The sequence below is a fragment of the Streptomyces sp. NBC_00414 genome (assembly GCF_036038375.1).
Taxonomy (GTDB): Bacteria; Actinomycetota; Actinomycetes; order Streptomycetales; family Streptomycetaceae; genus Streptomyces.
On the sequence record NZ_CP107935.1, the window covers coordinates 9,816,230 to 9,841,760 of the forward strand.

A 25,531-nucleotide genomic window follows, 5' to 3' on the forward strand; every position below is an offset into this window, starting at 1 on the left:
ACGGCGGTGGATGCCGTCGGCACCACGGGTGGCGTCACTCGGTGCCGGCGGCGAACCGGTCGGTGCCCAGCACGGTGAGCAGGGCGAGCTTCTCGTGGCTCTCCGTACCCGGCGTGGCGGTGAATATGAGCAGCGACTGGCCCTGGTCCGGCTCCAGCAGGAGCTGGCAGTAGAGGTCCAGCTCTCCGACCTGGGGGTGGACGAACCGTTTGGTGTCGCTCCACCGCAGGCCCACCTCGTGGCGCTCCCACAACCGGGCGAACTCGTCGCTGGCGCTCAGCAGGATGTCCGCCAGGTCCGCCGCGGGGGAGCCGGGCCCGTCCCGGGTGACGGTCGCGCGCAGCAGCGCGACATTGGTCCGGCTGTTCTTGCCGTACTCCTCGGGGTGGTAGCGCTCACGGGCGACCGGATCGGTGAACCACCGGTACGTCGCGCTGCGGTCGTTGCCCGTGTACTGGGTCTGGTGGCCGAGCAGTGCCACCGCGGACGGTGTCTGCAGCAAGGTCTCGCCCAGCGGGCCCATGACCTGGGCGGTGGTGCCGGCCAAGCCGTCCATGACCCGCATCAGCCCGGGGCTCACATGATGGACGCGCGCGTCACGGCGGGCGGTGCGGTAGCCGGCGAGCAGGAACAGGTGATCACGTTCGTCCGGGGTCAGCCGCAGGCCGCGGGCGATGGCCGCGATCATCTGCTCCGACGGCTGCGGTCCGTCGCCGCGCTCCAGCCGGGCGAAGTAGTCGGCGGACATGGTGCACAGCTCCGCCACCTCCTCGCGGCGCAGGCCAGGGGCGCGCCGGCGTTGCCCGCGGCGCAGCCCGACGTCCTCGGGCTGCAGCGCCGTACGCCGGGTGCGCAGGAAGGCGCCCAGGGACGATCGGTCGAACGTTTGGTCCATGGTCCCCATCCTTGGCCATCCGTCGGGGCTTATCCACGACCTCCCATTCAGTGGTTGAGCGTGTCCTTCCACGCCCCGGGAGCGGCGAGTTCACTGGCGTTGTGATCACCGGTCAGCGGTCGCCCATCACCGGTCGCCACGAACCCCGAACCCCGAGCCCCGGAGCCAGGAATCATGCACACGAACAGTTGGACGGCGGACGAGCTCCCGAACCTCACCGGCCGTACGGTCGTCATCACCGGCGCAGGCCGTGGCCTCGGCCTGATCGCGGCACGCGAACTCGCTCAGGCCGGTGCCCGCGTCGTGCCGGCGGTACGCGACACGGACAAGGCCCGCCGTGCCGTCGCCGATCTGCCCGGCACCTTCGACATCCGGCCGCTCGACGTGTCGGACCTGACCTCGGTACGCGCCTTCGCCGACTCCTGGTCCGGCGACATCGATATCCTGATCAACAACGCCGGTGTGATGGACATCCCCGCCGCCCGGACCGCCGACGGCCTCGACCTGCAGACCGCCACCAACTACACCGGCCCCTTCCTGCTGACCACCCTGCTGCTCCGGCACATCACCGACCGGGTGGTGCACGTCACCAGCGAACTGCACAAGCAGGGCAGGATCGACCTGGACGACCTCGACTGGCGGACGCGCAAGCACAACGGGATGCAGGCCTACCAGGCGTCGAAGCTCGCAGTCGTCCTGTTCTCGCTGGAACTCCAGCGTCGTCTGACGGCCACCGGCAGCCCCGTGCGGTCCGTGCTCGCCAGCCCCGGCATCGCCCGTACCTCCCTGGCGGCCCAGTCCAGGTCGAACGTCATCAACCGGTTCACGTTCCTCACCAACGCTCCCGAGCGCGGAGCACTGTCGCTGCTCTACGCCGCGACCCAGGACGTACCCGGCAACGCCTACGTGGGACCCGACGGCGTGGGCGGCTTCCGGGGCTCCCCGGCCCTGCGCAAGCCGGGCAGGGCCGGCCTCGACCCGGCCCTGGCCGGCCGGCTGTGGGACGCCACCGCCGACCTCGTAGGGGCGGGCGCCCGATGAACCACGCCGCGTCAGGTGACGACCCACAACCACAAGGTGGAGACATGACTCTGCAGACTCACAACATCGGCGGGCTCGGCCTGGTCGCCTCCGTCGAGGGCCTCGGCACCATGGGCATGACCGCGATGTACGGCACCCCCGACGAGGCGGAGGCGATCAGAACAGTTCACCGCGCGGTCGAGCTGGGCGTCACCATGTACGACACCGCGGACATGTACGGACCCTTCAGCGGCGAGGAACTGCTGGGACGGGCGCTGAAGGGCCGCCGCGACGAACTGATCGTGGCGACGAAGGGCGGTGGCGTCACTCTCGACGAGACCGGCAAGTTCGTCGGCGGCCCCAACGGCGGCCCCGACTACCTGCGGGCCTGCGTGGAAGGCTCGCTGCGCCGGCTGGGCACCGATCACATCGACCTGTTCTACCTGCACCGCGTCGACCCGGGTGTGCCCGTCGAGGAGTCGTTCGGCGCCCTCGCCGAACTGGTGACGGAGGGAAAACTCCGGTACCTCGGTATCAGCGAGGCGTCCCCGGCCGGCATCCGGGCGGCACACGCGACCGCGCCGCTGTCGGCGGTGCAGACCGAGTACTCGCTGTTCAGCCGCACCGTCGAGGTCAACGGCGTGCTCGACACGGTCCGCGAACTGGGCATCGGATTCGTCGCGTACGCGCCGCTCGGCCGCGGTTTCCTCACCGGGGCCGTGCGATCGGTGCACGACCTGCCGGCCCACGACTTCCGGCGCACCGCACCGCGCTTCGCCGACTCGAACCTGGAACGGAACCTGTCGCTCCTCGACCGGATCGTCGGCGCGGCGGACGACCTCGGTGTGACGACCGGTCGGCTGGCCCTCGCCTGGGTCCTCGCCCAGGACGGAGTCACGGCCCTACCCGGAACGAAGCGGCGCACCTGGCTCGAAGAGAACGTGGCCGCAGCCGCCATCGAGCTGGACCCCGCGACCGTCGCCGGGCTGAGCGCCGCGATTCCTGTCGGTGCGGCGGCCGGCGACCGCTACGCGCCGATGGGCATGGCCTCCGTCCAGGAGTGACCCCGGTACCCCGGGGGCCGGTGTCGGGCTCAGGCGGTGGTGGCCCGCCACGCCGCTTCGGCGGCCTTGACCGTCGGGTGGACCGCGAAGACCTGGTCCAGGCCGACCATGCGGAAGATCCGGCTGACGAGTTCGGGGACGGCGGCCAGGGCGATGCCCGCACCGGCCGCCAGCGCGTGATTGCGGGCGGCGATCAACACGGTGATACCGCTGGAGTCGCAGAAGGTGAGGCCGCCGAGGTCGAGGACGAGCTGCTGGCCCGGATGCAGATGGAGTCCGGGCAGTGCCGCGCGTACCTCGGGGGCGCTGTGGTGGTCCAGGTCCCCGGCGAGCTCGATGACCGCTCCGGCGGGAGCGGTGCGGGTGCGGAGGGTCAGGCGCTCAGTCACTGGTGCTCATCACTGGGGGGTCGGGGCACATGGATGGCCAGGACGGCGGTGTCGTCGTCCACGCCGCTGCCGAAGGTGTCGAGCAGATCGCGGATCGCGTCGACGATGTCCGACGCGGTGGTGGGCGCGCGGGTACGGGCGAAATCGAGAAGGGCATCGTCGCCGTAGCGGTTCTCGCTGTCGACACCGGCGTTGACATGGGCCTCGGTGAGCCCGTCGGTGTGCAGCAGCAGGGTGTCGCCGGGGGCCAGCCGGACGGCGGTGGTGGCGATGTGGGCGTCGGCCAGGACGCCGATGAGCTGTCCGCCCGGGGTGGGCAGATAGTCGGTGGTGCCGTCGGCACGCATCAGCAGGGCGGGTGGATGCCCCCCGCTGGCCAGCGTGACGTGGAAGCCGCCCTGTTCGTGGTCGGGGGTCAGCAGGCCGAAGAGGACGGTGCAGAAGCGGGGGTCGGCGCCGTTGTACTCGTGGTTGAGGACCGTGTTGAGGTTGCGGAGGACGGCGACGGGATCGGGGTTGTACACGGCGGCGGCACGCAGGGTGTAGCGGGTCAGTGAGGTGACGGCCGCCGCCGCGGCACCTTTGCCGCACACATCGCCCAGGAACAGGCCCCAGGTGCCCTCGGCCAGCGGGAACAGGTCGTAGAAGTCGCCGCCGACCTCGTCGGCCGAGGCGATGTGGTAGTACGCCGAGACGTCGAGGCCGGGCACGTTGGCCAGCGTCGGCGGCAGCAGCGTCTTCTGCAGGGTGGTGGCCAGGCGCTGGAGGCGTTCGCGTTCCAGGTCGGCCTCCTTGCGGGCGCGCAGCAGCTCGGTCTCGTAGGCGCGGCGGTCGCGGGCGTCGAAGAGAGTGGTGCGGATCAGCAGGGGCTGACCGTCACTGCCCGTTCGCACCGTCGAGGTGACCAGGACCGGCAGACGGGAGCCGTCCGCGGCCTTGAGCTCCAGGGCGATGCCGCTGACCTCGCCCTGCATCCTCAGCAGCGGGGCGAAGTGGGTCTCGTGGTAGAGCCGTCCGCCGACGGTCAGCAGGTCGGAGAAGTACCTGCCGCCCAGCAGGTCGTCGCGCTCGTAGCCGAGCCAGTTCAACAGGGTGGTGTTGACCTTCGCGATCCGGCCGTCCAGAAGGGTGGACAGATAGCCGCAGGGCGCGTGCTCGTAGAGATCCTCGGCGCTGTCCTCCAGCAGTGCGGAGAACTGCGCCCGGTCGTCCGCCGACCGGCCGTTTCTCGTCTTCCCGCCGCCTTCTTCCTTGTCGCCGGACGGGGACATCAGGCGAGTGCGTCCGCGAACGAGATGATCGCCGCCGCGGTCTCCTCCGGGGCGGCGAGCTGCGGGCAGTGACCGGTGGCATTGAGCGTGACCAGGCGGCTGCCCGGAATCTGGGCGTGCACGAACTCGCCCACCTCCCGGGGAGCGATCGCGTCGCTGGAGCACTGGGCCACCAGGGTGGGCACCTTGACCAGGGGGAGGTCCTTGCGGTTGTCGGACAGAAACGTCACGCGGGCGAAGACCCGGGCGATGTCCGGATCGGTGCGGCAGAAGCTGTTGGTCAGCTCCTCGCCCAGTTCCGGCCGCTCGGGATTGCCCATGATGACCGGTGCCATGGCACCCGACCAGCCCAGATAGTTCGCGTCCAGCGAACCCAGGAGCTCATCGATGTCATCGGCGTCGAACCCGCCCCGGTAGCCGGTCTCGGGGTCGTCGATGAAACGCGGCGAGGGCGCCAGCAGCACCAGTCCGGCGAACGCCTCGGGCTCCCGGACGGCGGCCACCACGCCCATCATGGCGCTCACGGAATGCCCCACGAACGTCACGGGGCCGAGCGCCAGCTCCCGGCACAGCTCCAGCACGTCCTCGACATAGCCCTCCAGCGTCGAGTACCGCTCCCGGCTCCACGCCGACAGATCCGAGTTTCCCGCGCCCACATGATCGAAGAGCACGACGGTGAAGTCGCGCTCCAGCGCCGGGAGCACCAGACGCCACATGTTCTGGTCGCACCCGAACCCGTGCGCCAGCATCAGCACGGGCCCACCGGGCCGCCCGGACACCGTCACATGGTTCCTATGCCGCACATCCATACGAAGCATCCTCGCAGACGGCGGGCCGTCGCCGCGGGCCGAGGACCTCACGGCCCGGGCCGGTGCACGGCTGTCCGGGGGCCGCGCCGGAACCGGCCGCCGAGCCCGAACATCTCCGGCCCGGCCCGCCACGTCCCGGCGCCACCGCCCATGACACGGACAAGGGGAGCGGCGACGCGTGGGGGCCGACCGCAGGCGGCCCCAATAGGCTGACCGGATGGATCAGGATGAACGGCTGCTTCATTCGTCCTCGTTCGGCGCGGCCGCGGTCGCCTACGCCGAGCACCGTCCGGACTACGCGCAGGCCGCCGTGCGCTGGGCGCTCGAACCCGCGCCCGGCCCGCGCGTGCTCGACCTCGGGGCCGGCACCGGCAAGCTGACCGCCACTTTGGTCGCGACGGGTGCCGAGGCCGTCGCGGTCGAGCCCGACCCCGCGATGCTGACCGAGCTGCGCCGCTCGCTGCCGGGGACCCGCGCCCTGCCCGGCAGCGCCGAGGCGATCCCGCTGCCTGACGCGTCCGTCGACGCCGTGCTGGCCGGCAACGCCATGCACTGGTTCGACATGGCGGTCGCGGGTCCCGAGATCGCCAGGGTCCTCGCACCCGGCGGCATCCTGGCCGGTCTGTGGAACGTCATGGACGACCAGGTGGAGTGGGTCTCCGGGCTCGCGCGGGTCAGCGGGAGCGCGGCCATCGGCCCACGTGACACGCCCGCCGCCTGGCGCGCCGAGACGGCCGACACGCACCTGCCGAATGCCGAGACGCACCTGCCGGACGCCGACATGCGCCTGCCGGAGACCGGCAACCACCTTCCGAATACCGGCGGGCCCGCCCGGTTCGGCTCGCCCGAGCAGGCCGAGTTCCCGCACGGACAGCGCCGTACCGCCGAGACGCTCGTCGCGACTCTCGCGACGCGCGCGGGAATGCTGGTCATGCCGGAACAGGAACGACAGGCCACGCCGGGCCGGATCCGCGCCTTCCTCGCGGGCCGACCGGAGACCGCCCGCGGCGAGTTCACCCTCCCGATGCTGACCGGCGTACTGCGCGTCCGGCGACTGTGAAACACCACGTCGGCACCCGGGCCCGAGGGCCTGCACGCCTCAGACCCGGCAGGACCGCACACCTCACCACCACCTCCGGCCCCACCGCTCCTTGCGGCGGGGCCACAGGCCTCTGATCCCGACTTCCGATCCCGGCTCACGATCCAGGCTTCCTATTCGGTGCGCAGAGCCGTGGTGGTCCGGGCCCTGGCGGCCCAGCCTGCGGGCAGGAGCGCACCCACGGTGGCGATCAGCAGACCGCCGAGAGTGAGCGGGAGCAGTTCGGCCCCGTGGTAGACGGCGAGGACGGAACCGGGGAGGCGGAGTCCCACGCTGTCGCCCATCGCGGGGAGGACCCAGCCGTGCAGGGCCACGCCGAGCGGCACGCCCAGCGCGCCCGCGACCAGTGCGGTCACGACGACCGAGGTGAGGACCATCGCGACGGTCTGCCGGGGCGTCATGCCGAGCGCCTTGTGGACACCGATCTCGCGGACGCGCTCGCGGGTGTCGAGCAGCACACCGTTCAGCACGCCGAGCGCGGCGACGGCGACGAGCATCAGCGTGAGGAACACGGACAGGGCGTTGAGCGTGAGGACCATGTCGCTGCCGCCGCCGAGTCCACCGGCCTGGGCGGTGGCGCCCAGCGGTGCCAGGCTTTTGTTCAGCGTGTCGACGTACCCCGTCACATCGGTGCCTGACGTGACCGCGATGTGATGGCTCGTCTCCGTCAGATCGGGACGGGCGGCCGTGAGGGTCGAGACGTCGGTGAGGACCTGCATACCGTCGTTACGGGGGTCGAGAACCTCGCCGACGATCCGGACCGTGACCGGCGCGGCCAGACCGTCCAAGGTGACCGTGTCGCCGACGCGGGTGCCGGTGGCGGCCAGGAAGGGGGTCGGGACCACAGCCTCGCCGGGCTTGTCGTTGCTGGGCTCGTCGACGCCCGGCCGGTCGATCCAGCGGCCCGAGACCATCGTGTAGCCGCCCCAGGAGGCGTCGCCGGTGAAGGCCACCACGTCGACGGTGCCGGTCAGGCCGGACACGGTCGCCCGCACCGTCGCGGCGCTGTAGTACCTCCCGGTTCCGTCGGCGGCCCTGACGGCCGCGGCGACCGCGGCGGGATCGGCCTTGGGCTGCTGCTTGGAGCCGGAGCCGGAGCCGGAGTCGGGACCGGAACCGGAGTCGGGACCAGGGCCTTGCGGTCCTTGCGGTTCTTGAAGCCCCGAGGGCCCGAAGTCCGGCAAGGGCGCGGGCACGACGACATCGGCGACGTCGTGTGCCTTGGCCCGCATCACCTGGCCGAGCGAGGCGCTCATCCCCACGGTGAACGTGACGGCGACGGTGCCGAACAGGATCGCCGTGCCCATGGCCAGTGCACGGGCGGGCCGCGCGAAGGGCCGGGCCAGACCCAGCGCGACCGGCTGCGACAACGGCAGCCGTCCGGCGAGGCGGGCCGCCCACCGGCCGCGCCCCGCCGAAGCGGTACGTCCGACGGCGAGCGCGTCGACCGTACGCAGCCGGCCGGCCCGCCAGGCGCTCGCCCAAGCGGTCAGCGCCACCAGGCCGAGCACCCCGGCGATCACCGTCAGGTCCACCCAGGGGACGACGGCCAGGGCCGAGGTGCCGTAGACCTCCTCGGTCTCGGCCATCACGGGGACGGCAAGCACGTGACCGACGGGGACACCGAGGGCCGTGCCGGCGGCGGCCGGGACCAACGCCTGACCCACGTACGCCCGCACGACCTGGGCCGGGGTGAAGCCGACGGCCTTGAGGACGCCGATGCGGCGCGTGCCCGCGCCGACGGCGGACGCGACGACGTTGCCGACGACGAGCGCCGACATGACCAGCCCCAGGGCGCCGAACGCCATGAGGAACGGGACGTAGAGGGCGGTGTCCTGCTCGGCGTTCCGCTTGACGGTGAGCCATGACTGTCCGCCGACGGCGGCTCCCGGTGGCAGGGGTTTCTTCACGGCCCTGCCACCCGCGGCGACCTGCGCCGCGGTGCCGGCGTCGGTGAAGCGGTAGAGCATCTGGTAGCCGCCGCTGCCGGGCGCGGTGAGCGCGGCCATCCGGGACGGGAGCACCCAGGCGTCGGCGGTCCGTGTGACCGATCGGGCCACCCCGACCACCGTCAGCGTCGGTCCGCCGGACAGACCGGGGAAGCTGATCTTCATGCCCATGGTCGCGAGGAGCGAGGAGTCGGCGGACAGCACGATCTCGCCGGAGTGCGTGGGCCACCGCCCGTCGAGCAGTGCCACCTCGTCCACGTCCCGGCCGGGATCGCTCCGGCCGACCACGGTCATCGGCCATCCGGGGCCCGCCCCGTCGGACCGCGGGGTGACCGTCGCCGTACGGAACGGCCCCGCCGCACCGCTCACTCCCTCGGCGGCCTCGGACTTCGCCAACTGCCCGGCACTCACCTTGTCCGCGTCGAACTCCACGGACAGATGAGCACCGTGCTGCTCGGCGAAGGCGTCGCCGAAGGGCGCGCCGGACACCACGAGCAGCGATCCGCCGAGGACGGAGGCGGCCACCGCCATCATCGTGGCGAGCCCGATCACCAGCGTCTGTACCCGGCGTCGTCCCACTCCCGAGCGCACCACCCTGCCCAGCGCGCTCACCGGGTGACCTCCGGCGTGACGGACGGCGAGGTGACGGCCTGCGAGGTGACGATGGGGGCGGAGACGGTGTCCGTGGGGAAGGCCCGCGAGCGGACGTCCTCGGTGATCCGGCCGTCGGCGATCCGGACCGTCCGGTTCGTGCAGGACCGGGCCAGAGTCAGGTCGTGGGTGACCACGACGACGGTCTGGCCCTCGGAGTTGAGGTCGGTGAGCAGCCTGCTGACGTCCTGTCCGGCCGCCGTGTCCAGCGCCCCGGTCGGCTCGTCGGCCAGGAGCAGCGCCGGTCGGTTCATCAACGCCCTTGCCACCGCGACGCGTTGGCGCTCACCGCCGGACAGCCGCCCCGGGTGGGCGCGGGCGTGCCGGTCGATGCCCAGCAGCTCCAGGAGTTCCGCCGCCCGACGGCCCGCCTCGCCGCGGGCCATGCCCGCGAGGCGGGCGGGCAGGACCACGTTGTCGGTGACGGTCAGATCGTCGAGCAGGTTGAAGAACTGGAAGACCATGCCGACCTTCGACCGCCGGTAGAGCGCCGATCCGGCCTCGCCCAGCCGGTCCACCCGCACCCCGTCCACGGTGACGGTCCCCGTGTCGGGCCGGTCCAGGCCCGCGATCAGGTTGAGCAGCGTGGACTTGCCGCTGCCGGAAGGTCCGAGGACCGCGACGGCCTCGCCGGGCCGCACGGTCAGCGACACCTCGTGCAGAGCGGGCGGGCCGTCGTCGTACCGGCGGCTCACCTCGCACAGTTCGATCACCGGCATGGTCACGAAAAGCTCCTCGGGTACGGGCACTTGTGCAGCGGCACGTGGAAAAGGGCACCCGGAACGGGTGGTCGGTGTGTGGCGGTCGGCTGCGTGAACGCTAGGAGCGGACCCGGCCCGCACGCGTCGCCCGCCCGAACCCATTGAGGTACCGCGCTGGGACGACGCGGCCGGCACCTCATCCCTGCGATGTAGGCGGGTGATGTATCCGGAGCGGCGGGAATGACCACCGGGAGGGACTCCCCGGGCCCGTACGGCGGAGAGAATGAACCGGTGATCGACGTACGCACGACGCTGGAGCGGCTGCGGGAGGGCGCCCGCCGGACGGTCCGCGACGCGCTGCTGCCGAGCGGTCCACCGCTGCGGCCCACCCGGCGCCCCTGGCAGTTCGACACGCTGGTGGCACTGGCGCTCGGAATCACCACCGTCTACTACGGCATCGACAACGCCGACAACGTCGTGGTGCGTGAGATCGCGCCCGGCGTGGCGATCGTCGTACCGCGCCCGTCCGGCCCAGGCGGCCTGGCCTTCATGGTGACCCTCGCGGTCGTCGCCTCCGGCGCCCTGGTGCTGCGCCGCCGCTACCCGCTCGCCGTGCTGTGCGTCGTGACGGCCGCGACCCTGGCCACCCCGCACAGCGTCTCGCGGCTGACCTTCTACGCGTACGTCATCGCCGTCTACAGCGCCGCCGTCTACAGCCCGTACCGGGTGGCGACCCTGGCGGCGCTGCCGGTGTCGATCGTTCTGGTCGGCACCTCGGGGAACTCGGTGACACCGATCGTCCCCAACGAGTACGTCGCCCTGCTGATCCTGGCCCCGATGGCCGTGGCCGCCGTCGGCCTGCGCACCTGGAAGCTCCGTACCGACGAGGGCCGTACGCGGCTCTCCGCCCTGGAACGCGAACAGGCCGAGGCGCTGCGCCGGGCCGTCGAGCACGAGCGGGCCAGGATCGCCCGCGAACTGCACGACGTCGTCACGCACAACGTCAGCGTGATGATCATCCAGGCCGGTGCCGCTCGCAAGATCATGAGAACCTCCCCCGAACAGGCCGGTGAGGCACTGCTCGCCGTCGAGGCGGGCGGACGCGCGGCCATGACCGAACTGCGCCACGTCATGGGACTGCTCACCATGGCCGACGAGGGCCAAGGGACGTACGGAGATGCGGAGTTGGCCGATCCGGCGGCGGAGCTGGCCCCGCAACCCGGCCTGGACCAGCTGGAAACGCTGCTCGGACGGGTCCGGGACACCGGGCTGTCCGTCGCCCTGACCGTGACAGGACCGCCCCGCCCGCTCCCGCCAGGCCTCGAACTCGCCGCCTACCGCGTGGTCCAGGAAGCCCTGACCAACACCGTGAAGCACGCGTCCGGCGCCACCGCCGCCGTGACCGTCGAATACGGCCCGGAACGGCTCCGGGTGGAAGTCACCGACACCGGGGGACACCCGGGCGCGAGCGCGGCCACCGGAAGCGGCCGCGGCCTGATCGGCCTGCGCGAACGCCTCGCCGTGCATGACGGAACCCTGAACACCGGCCGGCGCCTGACCGGCGGATACCGTGTGGAGGCCCAGATCCCCCTGGAGACAGTCCCCTTGGAGACACCGTGGACACCGTGACCGAGCCGCTGCGGGTGCTCCTCGCCGACGACCAGACCCTGGTCCGTACCGGATTCCGGCTGATCCTCGGCGCCGACGGCATCGACGTCGTCGCCGAGGCCACCAACGGGACCGAAGCGGTCGAAGCGGTCCGCCGCACCCGGCCCGACGTGGTCCTGATGGACGTCCGGATGCCCGAGATGGACGGCCTGGAAGCAACCCGCCGTATCCTCACCGGCGGCCAGGGCGAACCCCGCGTCATCATCCTGACCACCTTCGACCTCGACCGGTACGTCTACGCGGCACTGTCCGCCGGAGCCAGCGGCTTCCTCCTCAAGGACGTCACCCCCGAGCAGCTGACCGCGGCCATCCGCACGGTCCGTACCGGCGACGCCCTTCTCGCGCCCGCCATCACCCGCCGCCTCGTGCAGAGGTTCACCCGGCAAGGCGGCGACACCGCCGCCCTCCACCGCGACCTCGCCTCGCTGACCCCGCGCGAACTGGAGGTCCTGGGCCTGCTGGCCCAAGGACTGAGCAACGCCGAACTCGCCGGCCGCCTCCACCTGGCCGAGACGACCGTCAAGACGCACGTCGCCCGCATCCTCGCCAAACTCGGACTCCGCGACCGCGTCCAGGCCGTCATCGTCGCCTACGAGACGGGACTGGTCAGCGTCGGAGCGCACGAGGCCGCCCGACAGCCCACCGAGCGGACGCAGACCGAGCACACGTAGGCCGACCAGACGTACACCGAGGGGGCATGGGCCGAGCAGACACGGCCGAAGCCGAGACGTGGATCCGACGAGGGAGCACACATGGAGATCCGGAGCCTGACCCGTACCGAAGCGGAGCGCCGCGCGGAGCTGCTGACGGTGCTGCGGTACGACGTGGCCATCGACCTCACCGGCCTGCCCGACGGGCCGGAGGTCCGGTGCGTGTCCACCGTGACCTTCATCTGCCGTGAACCGGGCGCGGAGACCTTCGTGGACTGCGCGGCCCAGGTGGTGAGCGCGACACTGAACGGCGAAACCCTCACTCCCACCGGGGACGGACGGATACCCCTGCCCGCACCGGCCGGCCACAACGTGCTGCGCGTGGAGAGCGTCCAGGCGGACACGGCCACGGGCGAGGGCGTCCACAAGGCGACCGACCCCGCGGACGGCGAGGTCTATGTGTGGATGAGCTTCGAACCGGACGAGGCCCGGTTCGTCTGGGCGTGCTTCGACCAGCCCGACCTCAAGGCCCCGCACGCCTTCACCGTCACGGCCCCGCCCGGCTGGACCGTCACCGGCAACTCCGGCGACCCGCGCGTCGAGGAGCTGGACTCGGCCCGCCGCTGGACCTTCCCGGACACCCCGCCCCTGTCCGTCTACAACACCGTCATCAACGCGGGCCCCTTCCACGAGATCCGGCGCGAGGCCGACGGCCACGACCTGGGCCTCTACACCCGGCGCTCCCTCGCTCCGGTCCTCGAACGCGACGCCGACGACATCTTCACCTTCACCCGCCAGGGCCTCGCCTTCTTCGGCGAGGTCTTCGGGATGCCGTTCCCGCAGCGCACGTACAACCAGGTGTTCGTGCCGGAGTTCGGCGGGGCGATGGAGAACTACGGCTGCGTGACCTGGTCGGACGGCTTTCTGCGGCGGGCGGCGCCGACACCCGCCGAGCAGGAGCTGCTCGCGAAGGTGCTGCTGCACGAGATGGCGCACATGTGGTTCGGCAACATCGTCACCATGCGCTGGTGGGACGACCTCTGGCTGAACGAGGCCTTCGCTGAGTTCGCCTGCCACTGGGCCGCCGAGCGCGCCACCCGGTACACCGACGCGTGGGCGGGGCACCTGGCGGGCGGCAAGCTGAAGGCGTACCTGTCCGATCAGGGACCCGTCTCGCACCCGATCCACCAGCCCATCCACGATGTCGCGCAGGCCGCGTCGATCTTCGACAACATCACCTATCCCAAGGGTGCCTCCGTCCTCCAGCAGCTCATGACGTTTGTCGGCGAAGAGCGTTTCAGGGCGGGCATGAGCGCCTACTTCGCGCGCCACGCGTGGGGGAGTGCCACGCTCCAGGATCTGATCGACGCACTCTCCGAGGCCAGTGGCCGGGACCTGGACGCCTGGCGTGCGGCCTGGCTCGCGACGGCGGGCACCGACCGCTTCACCCTGGAACGCGACGGCGACTCCGTCACGCTGGTGGCCGCGGACACGCCACGCCCGCAGGTGCTCGCGGTGGGCGCGTACGCGAGGAAGGGCGAGTCCCTCGAACGCACGGCGCTGGTACGGGTCGAGGTGACGGGAACCCGCACGCCGGTCACCGGTCTGCCGCCCGAGGCGGACCTCGACGTCCTGCTGATCAACGACGAGGACCTGACCTTCGCCACCACCCGTCCCGACCCCACGGCCAGGGACGCCTTCTTCCGGGCGGCGGCGCACCTGCCCACCGCCATCTCCCGGGGCGTGGCCACGGCGACCGTGTGGGACATGCTCACCAACGGCGAGGCCACGGCGGCGGAGGCCGGACGGTCCATCACCGCGGTCCTCACCGCCGAGACGTCCGACGCCGTGATCGAGCCCTGTCTGAACCTCGCCGCGAGCATCGCCGAGCTGTGGGCGCCGCCCGGCGAACGTGCCGGACTGACGGCGGCGGTGGCGACCGCCTGCCGCCGTCTGGCCACGGACCCCGGCCGCCGCCGGGTCGCCCTGCGCGGCCTGGCCCGCACCGCCGCGAACGCGGACGAGCTGGCCCGGCTCCTCGAACGGGCCGGTGACGACGTGGACCTGCGCTGGCGCGCGCTGGCCCGCGCGGCCGAACTGGGCGGGGAGGTCGCGTCGGAGACCGCCGTCCTGCTGGCCCACGACCCGGACCCCGACGCCTGGGTCCGCGCCCTCACCGTACGAGCCGCTGTGCCCGACCCCACCGCGAAGGCAGAGGTCTGGCAGAAGCTCGCGGTGGACCGCGCGGTCCCGCTCAGCTCGGTCGACCAGGTGGCGGCGGCCTTCTGGCGCCCGGACCAGGACGCCCTGCTGGCGCCGTACACCGAGCGCTACCTGGACCTGATTCCGCACCTGCACCGAGGCGGCATGATCCCGGCGATGGTCTACGCGGGACGGCTCTTCCCGCCGTACGCCGTCGACCCCACGTACCTCGAAAAGGCCCGGCACGTGTCCCGGGAGGTGGCCCCGGTGGTCCGCAAGACCGTCCTGGAACGCTCGGACGAGACAGGGCGGATGCTCCACTCCCGCAGTGGGAGCAAGCCGGTGCGGTGAACTCGTCGGCCTCCTCGGTCCGGTTCGGGCCCGCGCGGTTCCGGCCGACGGCGCGCGCTCAACCGGCCGAGGCGCCGAACCACTTGGGCAGGTGGTCGAGCAGGTCCCGCTGATCCTCACCCGCCCATGCCACGTGGCCGTCCGGCCGCAACAGCACGGCGGGTGCGTCCAGTTCCTCGCTGACGTCGACGACGTGGTCGATCCGGTCCGTCCAGCCCGACACCGAGAGGCGGCCGGTCTGGTCGAGGAGCAGGCCGCGCCCTTCGTGCATCAGCGAGTACAGGCGCCCGCGCTTCAGCTCGACGTCCCGCATCCGTCGGCCGAGCAGGTCGTGGCCCTCGCCGAAGTCGTAGCGGACCCCGACCGCGGTGATCATCTCGGTCACGTACCGGTTCACCTCCTCGAAGTCCATCAGCTTCGAGAACAGCTCCCGCAGCGCGGTCGCCCCCGCGTCGGTCCCCAACAGCGTGATCTGCGCACGGGTGTTGTCCAGCACACGGGCGCCCACCGGGTGCCGCTCGTCGTGGTAGCTGTCCAGCAGCCCGGCCGGCGCCCAGCCGTCGACCGCGGCGGCCAGCTTCCAGCCGAGATTGAAGGCGTCCTGCATACCGAGGTTGAGCCCCTGCCCGCCGGTCGGCGGATGAATGTGCGCCGCGTCACCGGCCAGCAGCACCCGGCCGACCCGGTAGCGCTCGGCCTGCCGGGTGGCGTCACCGAACCGGGACAGCCAGCGCGGCGAGTGCACTCCGAAGTCGGTACCCGCGACCGCCCGCAGCCGCTGCCTGAACTCGTCGAAAGTCGGCGAGGCGGCACGGTCCTCGGCCACCCCGTCGGCGGGCACGATGACGCGGTGCGTCCCGTCCCCGTTCGGGATGGTGCCGAACCGCAGCTGGGTCTTGCGGACCTCCGCCACGACGGCTTCGACCGACGCCGGGTCCGCCGTCAGTTCCATGTCGCCGAGCAGCGTCTCGACCGTGGCGGGCTCACCGGGGAAGCCGACGCCGACCAGCTTGCGCACCATGCTCCGGCCGCCGTCGCACCCGACGAGATACCGCGAGCGGAGGTGCGTGCCGTCCGCCGTCTCGACGGTCACCCCGTCCTCGTCCTGACTCAGCCCGACCACCTCACAGCCGCGCCGGATCTCGGCACCGAGTTCGAGGGCCCGCTCGTGGAGCAGCCGCTCGGTGACCGGCTGCAGGGTGGAGAGACCATACGGGTGGGCCGTGTCCAGCCGGTCCGGCCACGGCTTGGTGATGCCGCCGAAGAGCCCGCCGACCTGGAACTTGTCGCTGACCGCGAGGAACCGGTCCAGCAGGCCGCGCTGATCCATCACCTCGACGCTGCGGGTGTGCAGGCCGCGGCCCCGGGTCTCCGCCGTCGGCTCGGCCAGCTTCTCCAGCACGACCACGCGCACACCGTGCAGCCGCAACTCGGCGGCCAGCATCAGACCGGTCGGCCCCGCGCCCACAACGATCACGTCAATCATCGAAAACCCCAACCCAACGACGTAGAACATCCGAAGCCGGTCCGGTGGTTTCCGGCTTCGGCCGGTGATTCTGCGCCACGACCGGGGTCTTGCCGCAAGCCCCCCGGTGCGCTATAGCTTGAGAAAGGCAAGGAGCACACGACTCCTTGCCTTTTTGTTGCCCCCGTTCCTTGCCTTTCTCGTTGCCCCCGCCCGGCGTCGCCTCCGCTCGCTACTTCCGGCGTGCGAGTCGGCCGGGCCACCAGACGGCCGGGCCGATGTCCCGTACCAGCGCCGGGACCAGGAGCGAGCGCACCACGATGGTGTCGAGCAGTACGCCGAACGCGACGATGAAGGCGATCTGCGCGAGGAAGGCCAGCGGGATGACGATCAGGGCCGCGAAGGTGGCGGCCAGGACCACCCCGGCGGACGTGATGACACCTCCGGTGGTGATCAGCCCGCGCAGCATGCCCTGACGTGTGCCCAGCCGCAGTGTCTCCTCCCGTACGCGCGACATGAGGAAGATGTTGTAGTCGACGCCGAGAGCGACGAGGAACACGAACCCGTACAGCGGCACCGAGGCGTCCGTCCCCGAGAAGCCGAAGCCGTGCCGGAACACCAGGCCCGCGATCCCGAGCGTGGCGAGGTAGTTCAACGCCACGGTGGCGACCAGCAGTACGGGCAGCAGGAGGGAGCGCAGCAGGAGGACGAGGATGGCCAGGATGATCAGCAGGACGACGGGGATGATCAGGGTCCGGTCGTGCTCCGCGGTGCGCTGCGTGTCGTACTGCTGCGCGGAATAGCCGCCCACCAGGGTGTCGGCGTCGATCGCGTGCAGCCGGTCGCGCAGCTTCTGGACGGTGTCCTTGGCCGAGTCGCTGTCCGGCGCGGCGGTCAGGACGGCGTCGACGCGCACCCGGCCGTCCACCACCAGCGGCTTTCCGCCCGGTCGGCCCGACGCGCTCGCCGCCTGCGCCTCGGCGACCCCGTCCGTTCCGGCCGCGGTGCGGGTGATCTCCGTACGACGGTCCGCGTCCGCGATGATCACGACCGGCTGGCCGGAGCCGCCGGGGAAGTGCTTGCCCAGGGTCTCCTGCGCGGCGACGGACGGTGCGTCGTTGACGAACAGTTCGTCCAGGGGGACGCCCTTCGACTGCAGCGCGGGGAAGAACGCCGCACCTGCCACGAGCAGGGCGACGGTGATCATCCACAACTGCCGGGGGCGCGTGTCCACCCAGTGGGCGACGCGCCGCCAGATGCCGTGTCCGCCCGTCTCCGCGTCGGCCGCCCGGGGCTTCGCGGGCCAGAAGGCCACCTTGCCCATGAGGGCGAGCACCGCGGGCAGGAACGTCAGCGTCGTCAGCACCGCGCACACGATGCCGATCGCCCCGACCGGCCCCAGCGCGCGGTTGTTGGTCAGGTCGCTGAGCAGCAGGGCGAGAAGCCCCAGGGCCACGGTCGCGGCGCTGGCGGTGATCGCGCCGAAGGATTCGCGCAGGGCCTTGCGGGCGGCCAGGAAACGGTCGTCGCTGCGCGCGAGTTCCTCGCGGAAGCGTGCCGTGAGCAGGAGGGCGTAGTCGGTGGCGGCGCCGATCACCAGGATGGACAGGATGCCCTGCACCTGACCGTCCACGCGCACGATGTCGTGGTCGGCCAGCACGTAGACGACGGCGCAGGCGATGCCGAGTGCGAACACGGCGCTGATGATGATCGTGAAGGGCAGCAGAACACTGCGGTAGACCAGCAGCAGGATGAGCAGAACGGCTGCCAGGGCCACCCCCAGCAGAATTCCGTCGATGCCCGCGAAGGCCTCACCGAGATCCCCCTGGGTGGCGGCGGGCCCGGCGATCTGGACACGGGTTCCGGGTACGGCGCCGGCCTCGCGCTCCAGTTCGTCCAGTACCTCGCCGAGCCGCTCTCCGAGGTCCGGGCGCAGCGGTACCACACCCTCCAGCGCCGCTCCGTCCTTCGAGCGCAGTGCCGGTGACGGCCGGCTTTCCACCCCCTCCACGTCGGCGAGCGACTCCAGGACCCGGGTGGCGGAGTCCTGTTGGGCCGTGGTGACCTCACCGCCGTCCTTGGCGGTCCACACGAGGACGGCGGGCAGGGTCTCCCGCTCGGCGAAGGCCTTCTGCTGCTCGATGACCTTCGTGGACTCGGCGTTCTGTGGCAGGAAGGCCGCCTGGTCGTTGGTGGATACGTCCCCGAGCTTGCCGGCGTAGGAGCCGAACGCTCCGCCGAGGCCGAGCCAGACGATCACGAGAACAAGGGGGACCAGCCATCGGACCGGTCTGCGCGCGGCGTTCATTGACTTCCCAAGCGGATGGAGGCGACGGACACGAGCCAAGATAACTCAATGAGAATGTATCTCAACCATTGAGAGATATTATCCTTGTGGCATGCAGCCCAACAGTTCGGAGAGCCGTGAAGGCCCCGCCAGTGACCTCCAGGCCTACGCTGTTCTGCTGCGTTCGCTGAACAGCGAGTTCAACCGGATCGCCCATTCGTTTGCCCAGGCCAACGAACTGCATGCCACGGACGTCCACGCGCTGGCGGCGATCCTGGACGCCTCGGCGAACGACGGTGAGCCGATGACGCCCTCACGCCTGCGGGAGCGTCTCGACCTCACGTCCGGGGCCGTCACGGCATGTCTGGACAGGCTGGAGCGCGCCGGCCACATCAGCCGGACGCGGGAGAGCGCCGACCGCAGGGTGGTCCACCTGACCTACAACTCAGGTGCCCGGGCGCTCGCCCGCGAGTACTTCAGCCCGTTGGCGCGCAGCACGGAGGCCGCCCGGCAGAAGTTCACTCCCGAGCAGCTCGAAACGATCGCGGAGTTCCTCCACGCGCTCAACAGTGAACTGACCGGCGAGCGTTGACCGGCCGGCACTGATCGGCAGGTCGTCCGTCGGGTAGCTCCGTCAGGGAGCCCGGACCTCGGTGTGGCCGGGGAGTTGTCCCACAACCTCCGCATCGGTGTTCCCGGGGGCGCGGACGGCGAGGAAACGCCCGTCGGCCTTCGCGCGCAGCGGCCCCGACGCCTCGATGCGGCCGATGGACCTGCTGCCGGCGGCCAGCAGGTACGAGGACCCGGACGGGGCCCGCCAGCCGACGTCGGCCAGTACGTCCTGGCCGAACCGGCTGCACTCGGCGGTGTCCTTGCGGACACCGGCCGGCCGGGCGGGCTTGGTGCCCGGACCGAGGAAGAGGTACTCCACGCGTCCGGGGCCGCGCCAGGTGTCGGCGCGGGCGCACACCCAGGTGCCCTGTCCGGCCCGCTCGGGCAGGTCCTGCTGGGCGAAGACCCAGTGGTTCACCGCCCGTACTCCCTGACCGCGCAGCCCGTTCAGCCGGCAGGCGGTGCGCGCCCAGCCCCGCAGCCCGTTCGGGCCGGTGGCCTCCCGGGGCGGGCGCGGGCGCACCCCCGGTTCCGGCGGTGGCATGTAGGTCAGATGGACGGGGGACATGCCGCCGAGGTCGGTGAGCAGGAACGCGTGGTTCTCGACGATGCGTTCCGAGGACCGCAGTCGCACGACGGGCCAGGTACGGCAGTCGCCGTCGGCCGACGGCACCGGGACGGGCTCGGTGAGACCGTTGCCCGATTGGGTCAGGTCGCGGGAAGGGGCGTCGGGCGTCAGCAGATCGCGGGTGCTCGCCTCCTCGATCCACGGCGCCAGCAGCATCCGTACGGAGTCGGGGGTGCGGGAGACGACGACCGCGGCGGCGGTCGTCACGCCGGCGCCGTCGGTGAGAGCGGACACCAGCTCGGGTGCGCCGTCGCCGTGCAGCGGTTCGCTGTAGCGCACGGTGGTCAGCTCGTCGTTGAGGACGACGACCGCGCGTCCGTCGACGTCGTCGGCGAACAGCAGGTGGGGCGCCCGGCCGGTGCCGGTGGACGCCGCTCCCGATTCCGCCGACCGCCGCCCCCGCCAGGACGGGTCGGCCCAGGCCCGCAGGGCTCGCTCCAGCAGCGCCCGGTCGCCGGTCCGTGCGCCGCGGGCGGGCCAGGCCGTGAAGTCGACCCGGGCGGTGTCCGCCCAGACGTCGGCGGGCGTACGGCGCAGCAGTTCGGCGTTCGTCGCCAGCGACGTGTTCCGCTGCCGCCCGCCGTCGGCGGGGCCGACGGTGCCGTCCGGGAGGGTGAGGGCGACGCCCCCGACGCAGGCGGCCAGCAGTACGACGGTCACGGCCGAGCGGACCCGTTGTCTGCGGCGGAGCAGGTCGGTCGGCCGCGCGTGCAGCAGGCAGGGGTCGAACTCCGGGGCGAGCAGGGCGGATGCCGGGATGCCGGAACCGTCGGCCGCTTGTGTCGTCGCCCGAGGTCCGGTGTCCGCCTCACCCGTGCCGCCGCCGGACATCGGTGTGTGAGGGCCGCCCTCGGCGAGCAGCCGGTGCGCGGCCGGCAGGGCCTTGCCGGGCTCGGTCACGCCGGTGTCCCGCAGGACGAGAGCTGCTTCGTCGGCGGACAGTTTCTCCAGTACGAGCAGGGCGACGGCCGCCCGCACCGGCCAGTCGGCCTGTGCGAGGGCACGGTCCAGTACCAGTTCCTCGGCGCCCCCGGACTGCGGGAAGACCCGCAGCCCCCACACCGTCGGGAGGGCGGGGCGCCCCGCCCACCGTCCCCACGGGTGGGGGAACCGGCCGGGCCGCGCGTCCTGGGCCATGGCCGCCCGCAGTACGCGCGTCCGCAGGGCCGCGTACTCGCCCGAGGCCGCCTTCCGCACGTCGCTCGACCTGCGCGGGCCAGGTATGGCGGGCCTGCCGTGGGGCAGCGCCCGCTGCACGACGCCGTGCGCGGCCAGGACGCGCCGGTGGCGGCCCAGGGAACGGGGGAGGGTGACGTAGACCAGCCGGACCAGCCGCGCGTAGTGCTCGATGAGCGCGGCTTCCGCGCGCCGCACATCGAGCACGCGCTGGTCGCCGTCCGGGGGTGTCTGCCGACGTACGAACATGATCACTTCGCTCTTTCGGGGGACGAGGAAGATCCGTCAGTACGGTCAAACGAGTGATCTTCGATGCCGTCACCTTGGTCGCCGTCATCTCGCTCCCCGTCACCCCGGTCGCGCCCGGGATCCGGCGGAGGCAGGGTGACGGCGAGCGCGGGGCCCTATTTGATCCGGCGCGTGATCAGGGTGGCGCCGTGCAGCACGTACTCCAGCGGACCGCGGCGGAAGTACCGCGTCCAGACGGTCGCCAGCAGCATCGCCGCCGTGATGAAGACGAGCAGCTCGACCAGGGCCGGGCCCGTCTCCTCCTCGAAGCCGACCACATGGATGGCGAGGATGTGCGCGACGTACGCGGTCAACGCGATCATGCCGACGGCGGCGACCGGCCGGAGCAGTCGGACCAGGCGCGGCAACCGGGCGGCGGCGGTGACGCAGGCGGCCACCACGAGCAGGGCGACGCCGGTGTTGCCCAGGACGGAGAACGTCGTCTGGCTGTGGGGCGCGCCCACCAGCAGCCAGGCGGCCGGAGTGTCGTCGTCGAGGTAACCGACGGTGTCCGACCACCAGGCGGACGCCGCCCCTTCGCCGTCCGTGGCCGCGGCGACCGTGGCGAGGGCGTTCGGTACGAGGTGCAGGGCCAGCCAGGAGCCGCCGTGGCCGAGCACGGCCAAACCGGCGCCGGTCAGGGCCAGCCGGCCGCGGATCCGGGCCCGGCCGAGATCGAGGCGGGCCACCGCCATCCCCGCGATCATGAACGGCGTCCAGGTGAGCACCGGGTACTCGCCGGTGAACAGCAGCTCCAGCAGACCGTCGGTGTCGCTGACACGCGCCAGCGGATCCGCCGCGACGATCCTGTCGGCCCAGTCGCCGCCGTAGATCGCCTGCTGGATCACGTAGAGCGCCAAGGGCATCAGCAGGGCGCTCACGGTGGCGAGCAGCGCCAGGGTGCGGGCGCGCAGCCGGTACAGCGGCAGGACGATCAGGAAGATCAGTCCGTAGAAGGACAGGATGACGTCGACGTCCGTGTCCAGGGCGGTGAGCGCGTAGCCCGCGACGATCAGGATCAGCGCACGCAGGACGATCCGGCCCGCCGCCTGCCGTCCGGCCCGGCCGGTGCGCGGCTGCGGGCGGCCGGTGATGAGGACGAGGGAGAACCCGGCGAGCAGCGCGAACAGTGCGGAGGACCGGCCGCGGGCCAGCTCGGCGAGGAAGCCCACCGGGCCGCCCACCGTCGGCTCGGGGCCCACATGGGCGGCGTACATGCCGAAGACGGCCAGGCCGCGGGCGAGGTCGATACCGATGAGCCGGCCGGCTGAGGGCGGGCGGGGGGTGCCTGGCCGGGGGCCGGGCAGGTGGACCGGCGACGGAAGGGCCCGAGCGGAGACTGAGGGCGCGTCGTGTGTCATGGGTTCCAGGCTGGCGCCGCGTAGGGGTCCGGGCCCATCCGGCAAGTGGCCGACATCCTCCAGCCGACCGGCTGGAGGCGCTCCGTCGCCCAGCGGGAACATCGTCGGGGGAACCCGCGGGCAGTCTCCCGCGTGATAGGAATCCCGAACCCCGCCGGACGTGTCGCGCCCGGCGGGACCGGTCGGGTCAGCGGAAGTTCACATCGCTGCACAGGAAGTACGTCTGGTCCATGTGCGACGCCTGCCAGATCGTGTAGACGACATGGCGGCCACTGAGACCCGAAGTGCTCACGTCGATGGCGTAGTTCTGACTGGGGGCGTACGAGCCGGTCCGGGCGACCAGTTGGAGGTCGTCCCAGGTGAGCGGTTGGGTGGCGGGGTCGAAGCCCTGGCGGGTGACATAGACCAGGAAGTAGTCGGCGCCGTGGCTGGCCTGGTCGTACAGCTTCACGGTGAAGCTGCCGTCGATGTCCGTCGTCTTCCAGGCGCCCACGGCGTCCAGGGAGTTGTAACGGCCGCTCTCGGTCCGGCCGCCGCTGCACAGCTGCCCGTCGGGGACGACCGCCTCGAAGTCACCGGCGGAGCCGTTGCGGTAGAGGCCGTTCCAGTTCCACATGGCGTTCGGGTTGTCCTGCCAGGCCTGCCAGCACATGGGGTCTTCCGTCGCCATGGCGGGGTTCTGGAAGTCGCTTCCCCAGCGGAGCCAGCAGCCGTAGTTGCGGGACGCCGGATCGACCACCGAGCCGTGGGCGAAGGCCGGTTTGCTCCAGGGGATCAGGCAGAGCAGCACGGCGGCGAGCAGGCTCAGGGTGAGGGTCGCGTGGGAATGAGTGGCGCGAGCATGACAATTGGAAGTCAAGGTGAACTCCTTTCGGAGGTGGGGGGAGTGAGTTGTGGTCCGTGGGAGCGCTCCCGCGCCACCCAATCTCTGCTCGACGAAACGGAATGGCAACACTCGATCGCGCCAGATTCACGTGTGGGAGAGGTGGGTTCGAGCGGGCGGTCACGGCGGCGGTGAGGGAGAGGCGTGGGCCGCCGTCCCGGTGCCGAGGGCCGCGGTGCGCAGGGCGGCCGCAACGCGGGTGACCGGGTCGGCCGGCGGGTGGGGGAGGCGGGCCAGCAGCAGCCGCCGCTGTTCCTGGGGCCCGCCACGTACGGGCAGGACGCGTACGCCCGGTGGTGCGGCGGGAGCCAGTGAGGCGGGCACCGTGGTCAGTCCGCAGCCGGCGGCGACGAGGTGGAGTTTGGCCAGCCAGTCGCGGGCCGTGTGGGCGATGTCGGGACGCTCGTCCAGACCGGGCCACACCCCCAGCAACTGGTCCCCACCGGTGCGGGATCCGGCGATCCAGCGCTGCCCGCGCAGGGCGGTCACGTCGATGTGGTCGCCATGGGCCAGCGGATGGGCGGCGGGCACCGCGACACACAGGGCGCGTTCCGTGAGCGTCTCCAGCGCCAGCGGGGGAGACTCCGCGTCCGGCGGCCGGAACGGGGGCGCAGCGGCCAACAGCGCCAGATCCAGGCTCCCGGCGCGCAGGGCGCGTACCAGCGCCGGGGTGCTGCCTTCCCTGCTGACGACGTGGAGATCGGGGTCGGTACGGCGCAGCTCCGACAGTGCTCCGGGCAGGAGGACGGCTCCGGAGGTGGGGAACCAGCCCAGACGAACGGTCCCGGTCTGCCCGGGGAGGCCGGACAGTTCGCGCGCGGTCGCGTCGATCTCGTCGAGCACGACCGTCGCGCGCCGCATGACGACACGGCCGGCGGCGGTCAGCCGCGCCCCCTCGCGCCGCCGCTCCAGCAGCTCGGCGCCCGCCACCCGTTCGATCGAGGCGATCTGCCGGGAGACCGCGGACTGGGTGTAGCCCAGCGACACCGCGGCCGAGGTGAAACTCCCCTGCTCCGCCACCGCGCGGAAGACCCGTAGCGCGGTCAGTGACACCTGCGTGAAGTCCATGACGATTACGCATACCAGACGTGCGTGACTCTCGTTGGACGCATGCCACGACCCTTCCTAGCGTGGGCCCATGACCGCTTCACGCATCGCCCTCGTCACGGGCGCGAACCAGGGGCTCGGCCGCGCTCTCGCCGAAGGACTGGCCGCTCGGCTGGGTCCGGACGACGTGGTCCTGCTCACCGGGCGCAGCCACCGGCGGGTCTCGGAAGCCGCCGACGAGGTGGCGCAGGCAGCCGGTGCACGCAGCCAGGTGCAGGGCCGCGTTCTGGACGTCTCCGACCAGGACGCCATCACGCGCCTCGCCGACGAACTCCGGACCCGGCACGGCGGCGTCGACATCGTGATCTCCAACGCCATCGCGCGCCTGCTGCCCGAGGATTCCCAGGCCGAGCGGGCCGACGAGTTCATCGACGTCTCCAACACCGCCACCCACGCGATCCTGCGTTCGTTCGGACCCGTGCTGCGCCCGGGCGGCCGGCTGATCGTCGTGGCCAGCACCCTGGGCACCCTCGGCCACCTCGACCCGCGGCTGCATCACCTGTTCGACGGCGTGAGCCTCGGCCAGGTCGAGTACGCCGTCGAGTCCTGGCGCGCTGCCATCCACTCCGGAACCGCCGAAGAGGCGGGCTGGCCCCGCTGGTTGAACGTACCGTCCAAAGTGGCCCAGGTCGCCGCCGTCCGCGCGTTCGCCGCAGAACGCCGCGAGGACGATCTCGCCGACGGAACCCTGATCGCCTCCGTGTGCCCCGGCATGGTCGACACCGCCACCTCGCGTCCCTGGTTCAGCGACTACGGCCACGCCCAGTCGCCCGCCCGGGCCGCCCGCAAGGTGCTCGACCTGGTCCTCGCCGAGCGGGTCGAGCCCGAACTCCACGGTGAACTGGTCCGCTTCGGCAAGGTTCTGCCCTGGTACAGCGGCACGCCCCCGACGGAGCAGGACCGGATACTCACGCCCTGACCGAGACGAAGGGAGACGCCGCCGAGCGAGCCCGCCCAGCCAGGGGCGCGGGGAACGGCGCGCTCAGCCCCCGACCGGAGCCGCAC

Annotated in this window: 20 protein-coding genes; 8 read left to right on the top strand and 12 right to left on the bottom strand. The window is 71.8% G+C overall.

Features of this window, described 5'->3' with window-relative positions; genetic code table 11:
- Positions 1-34: 34 nt before the first annotated feature.
- Complete coding sequence (locus tag OHS59_RS42005) at positions 35-895, bottom strand: helix-turn-helix transcriptional regulator (RefSeq protein WP_443061592.1); 861 nt, start codon at positions 893-895, stop codon at positions 35-37.
- A 174-nt stretch (positions 896-1,069) separates the two neighbouring features.
- Here OHS59_RS42005 and OHS59_RS42010 point away from each other — a divergent pair, with 174 nt between their 5' ends.
- Positions 1,070-1,936, top strand: a complete 867-nt coding sequence (locus tag OHS59_RS42010; protein ID WP_328498588.1) for an SDR family NAD(P)-dependent oxidoreductase — start codon at positions 1,070-1,072, stop codon at positions 1,934-1,936.
- Positions 1,937-1,980: 44 nt separating this feature from the next.
- Positions 1,981-2,979 (top strand): aldo/keto reductase, encoded by a 999-nt coding sequence (locus OHS59_RS42015; RefSeq protein ID WP_328498589.1) that lies wholly within the window; start codon positions 1,981-1,983, stop codon positions 2,977-2,979.
- Positions 2,980-3,008: 29 nt separating this feature from the next.
- Here OHS59_RS42015 and OHS59_RS42020 read toward each other — a convergent pair whose 3' ends face one another.
- The 3 genes from OHS59_RS42020 to OHS59_RS42030 are packed head-to-tail and all read right to left on the bottom strand — an operon-like array spanning position 3,009 to position 5,448.
- A complete protein-coding gene (locus OHS59_RS42020; RefSeq protein WP_328498590.1) occupies positions 3,009-3,368 on the bottom strand; it encodes an STAS domain-containing protein in 360 nt (119 codons plus the stop codon).
- Positions 3,365-4,639, bottom strand: a complete 1,275-nt coding sequence (locus OHS59_RS42025) for a PP2C family protein-serine/threonine phosphatase (RefSeq protein ID WP_328498591.1) — start codon at positions 4,637-4,639, stop codon at positions 3,365-3,367. Before OHS59_RS42025 ends, OHS59_RS42020 begins: the two co-directional genes overlap by 4 nt.
- Complete coding sequence (locus OHS59_RS42030) at positions 4,639-5,448, bottom strand: alpha/beta fold hydrolase (RefSeq protein WP_328498592.1); 810 nt, start codon at positions 5,446-5,448, stop codon at positions 4,639-4,641. The genes OHS59_RS42025 and OHS59_RS42030 overlap by 1 nt, the downstream gene beginning before the upstream one ends.
- Before the next feature lie 217 nt (positions 5,449-5,665).
- On the opposite strand from OHS59_RS42030, the gene OHS59_RS42035 reads away from it, so the two are divergent.
- A complete protein-coding gene (locus tag OHS59_RS42035; RefSeq protein ID WP_328498593.1) occupies positions 5,666-6,508 on the top strand; it encodes a class I SAM-dependent methyltransferase in 843 nt (280 codons plus the stop codon).
- A gap of 152 nt (positions 6,509-6,660) precedes the next feature.
- Here the strand turns inward: OHS59_RS42035 and OHS59_RS42040 are convergent, their stop codons facing one another.
- A complete protein-coding gene (locus tag OHS59_RS42040) occupies positions 6,661-9,108 on the bottom strand; it encodes an ABC transporter permease (protein ID WP_328498594.1) in 2,448 nt (815 codons plus the stop codon).
- A complete protein-coding gene (locus OHS59_RS42045; RefSeq protein ID WP_328498595.1) occupies positions 9,105-9,872 on the bottom strand; it encodes an ABC transporter ATP-binding protein in 768 nt (255 codons plus the stop codon). The genes OHS59_RS42040 and OHS59_RS42045 overlap by 4 nt, the downstream gene beginning before the upstream one ends.
- 216 nt (positions 9,873-10,088) lie before the next feature.
- Between OHS59_RS42045 and OHS59_RS42050 the strand changes: the two genes are divergently transcribed.
- The 3 genes from OHS59_RS42050 (at position 10,089) to pepN (ending at position 14,719) form a co-directional block, all read left to right on the top strand.
- The gene (locus tag OHS59_RS42050) at positions 10,089-11,477 is read left to right on the top strand and encodes a sensor histidine kinase (protein ID WP_328498596.1); all 1,389 of its coding nucleotides are present in this window, start codon (positions 10,089-10,091) and stop codon (positions 11,475-11,477) included.
- On the top strand, positions 11,474-12,187 hold the full coding sequence (locus OHS59_RS42055; RefSeq protein WP_328499570.1) for a response regulator transcription factor: 714 nt from the start codon (positions 11,474-11,476) through the stop codon (positions 12,185-12,187). The genes OHS59_RS42050 and OHS59_RS42055 overlap by 4 nt, the downstream gene beginning before the upstream one ends.
- A gap of 81 nt (positions 12,188-12,268) precedes the next feature.
- Positions 12,269-14,719: an aminopeptidase N gene (pepN, locus tag OHS59_RS42060; RefSeq protein WP_328498597.1), complete on the top strand. Its 2,451-nt coding sequence runs from the start codon at positions 12,269-12,271 to the stop codon at positions 14,717-14,719.
- A gap of 58 nt (positions 14,720-14,777) precedes the next feature.
- Here the strand turns inward: pepN and rox are convergent, their stop codons facing one another.
- Positions 14,778-16,205, bottom strand: a complete 1,428-nt coding sequence (gene rox / locus OHS59_RS42065) for a rifampin monooxygenase (protein WP_328498598.1) — start codon at positions 16,203-16,205, stop codon at positions 14,778-14,780.
- A gap of 211 nt (positions 16,206-16,416) precedes the next feature.
- The gene (locus OHS59_RS42070; RefSeq protein WP_328498599.1) at positions 16,417-18,492 is read right to left on the bottom strand and encodes an MMPL family transporter; all 2,076 of its coding nucleotides are present in this window, start codon (positions 18,490-18,492) and stop codon (positions 16,417-16,419) included.
- Between the two features lie 91 nt (positions 18,493-18,583).
- Here OHS59_RS42070 and OHS59_RS42075 point away from each other — a divergent pair, with 91 nt between their 5' ends.
- The gene (locus tag OHS59_RS42075; protein ID WP_328498600.1) at positions 18,584-19,063 is read left to right on the top strand and encodes a MarR family winged helix-turn-helix transcriptional regulator; all 480 of its coding nucleotides are present in this window, start codon (positions 18,584-18,586) and stop codon (positions 19,061-19,063) included.
- A gap of 42 nt (positions 19,064-19,105) precedes the next feature.
- Here the strand turns inward: OHS59_RS42075 and OHS59_RS42080 are convergent, their stop codons facing one another.
- The 4 genes from OHS59_RS42080 to OHS59_RS42095 all read right to left on the bottom strand — a co-directional run bounded on the left by OHS59_RS42080 (position 19,106) and on the right by OHS59_RS42095 (position 24,487).
- Positions 19,106-21,136, bottom strand: coding sequence for a hypothetical protein (locus OHS59_RS42080; protein ID WP_328498601.1), 2,031 nt, complete (start codon positions 21,134-21,136; stop codon positions 19,106-19,108).
- 155 nt (positions 21,137-21,291) lie between these two features.
- On the bottom strand, positions 21,292-22,536 hold the full coding sequence (locus OHS59_RS42085; protein ID WP_328498602.1) for a DUF418 domain-containing protein: 1,245 nt from the start codon (positions 22,534-22,536) through the stop codon (positions 21,292-21,294).
- A gap of 187 nt (positions 22,537-22,723) precedes the next feature.
- Positions 22,724-23,395 (bottom strand): lytic polysaccharide monooxygenase auxiliary activity family 9 protein, encoded by a 672-nt coding sequence (locus tag OHS59_RS42090; RefSeq protein WP_328498603.1) that lies wholly within the window; start codon positions 23,393-23,395, stop codon positions 22,724-22,726.
- A 144-nt stretch (positions 23,396-23,539) separates the two neighbouring features.
- Positions 23,540-24,487 carry a LysR family transcriptional regulator gene (locus OHS59_RS42095; RefSeq protein WP_328498604.1) on the bottom strand — a complete coding sequence of 316 codons (948 nt, stop codon included), beginning with the start codon at positions 24,485-24,487 and terminating at the stop codon, positions 23,540-23,542.
- A gap of 70 nt (positions 24,488-24,557) precedes the next feature.
- Between OHS59_RS42095 and OHS59_RS42100 the strand changes: the two genes are divergently transcribed.
- On the top strand, positions 24,558-25,445 hold the full coding sequence (locus OHS59_RS42100; protein WP_328498605.1) for an SDR family NAD(P)-dependent oxidoreductase: 888 nt from the start codon (positions 24,558-24,560) through the stop codon (positions 25,443-25,445).
- Positions 25,446-25,531: the final 86 nt, after the last annotated feature.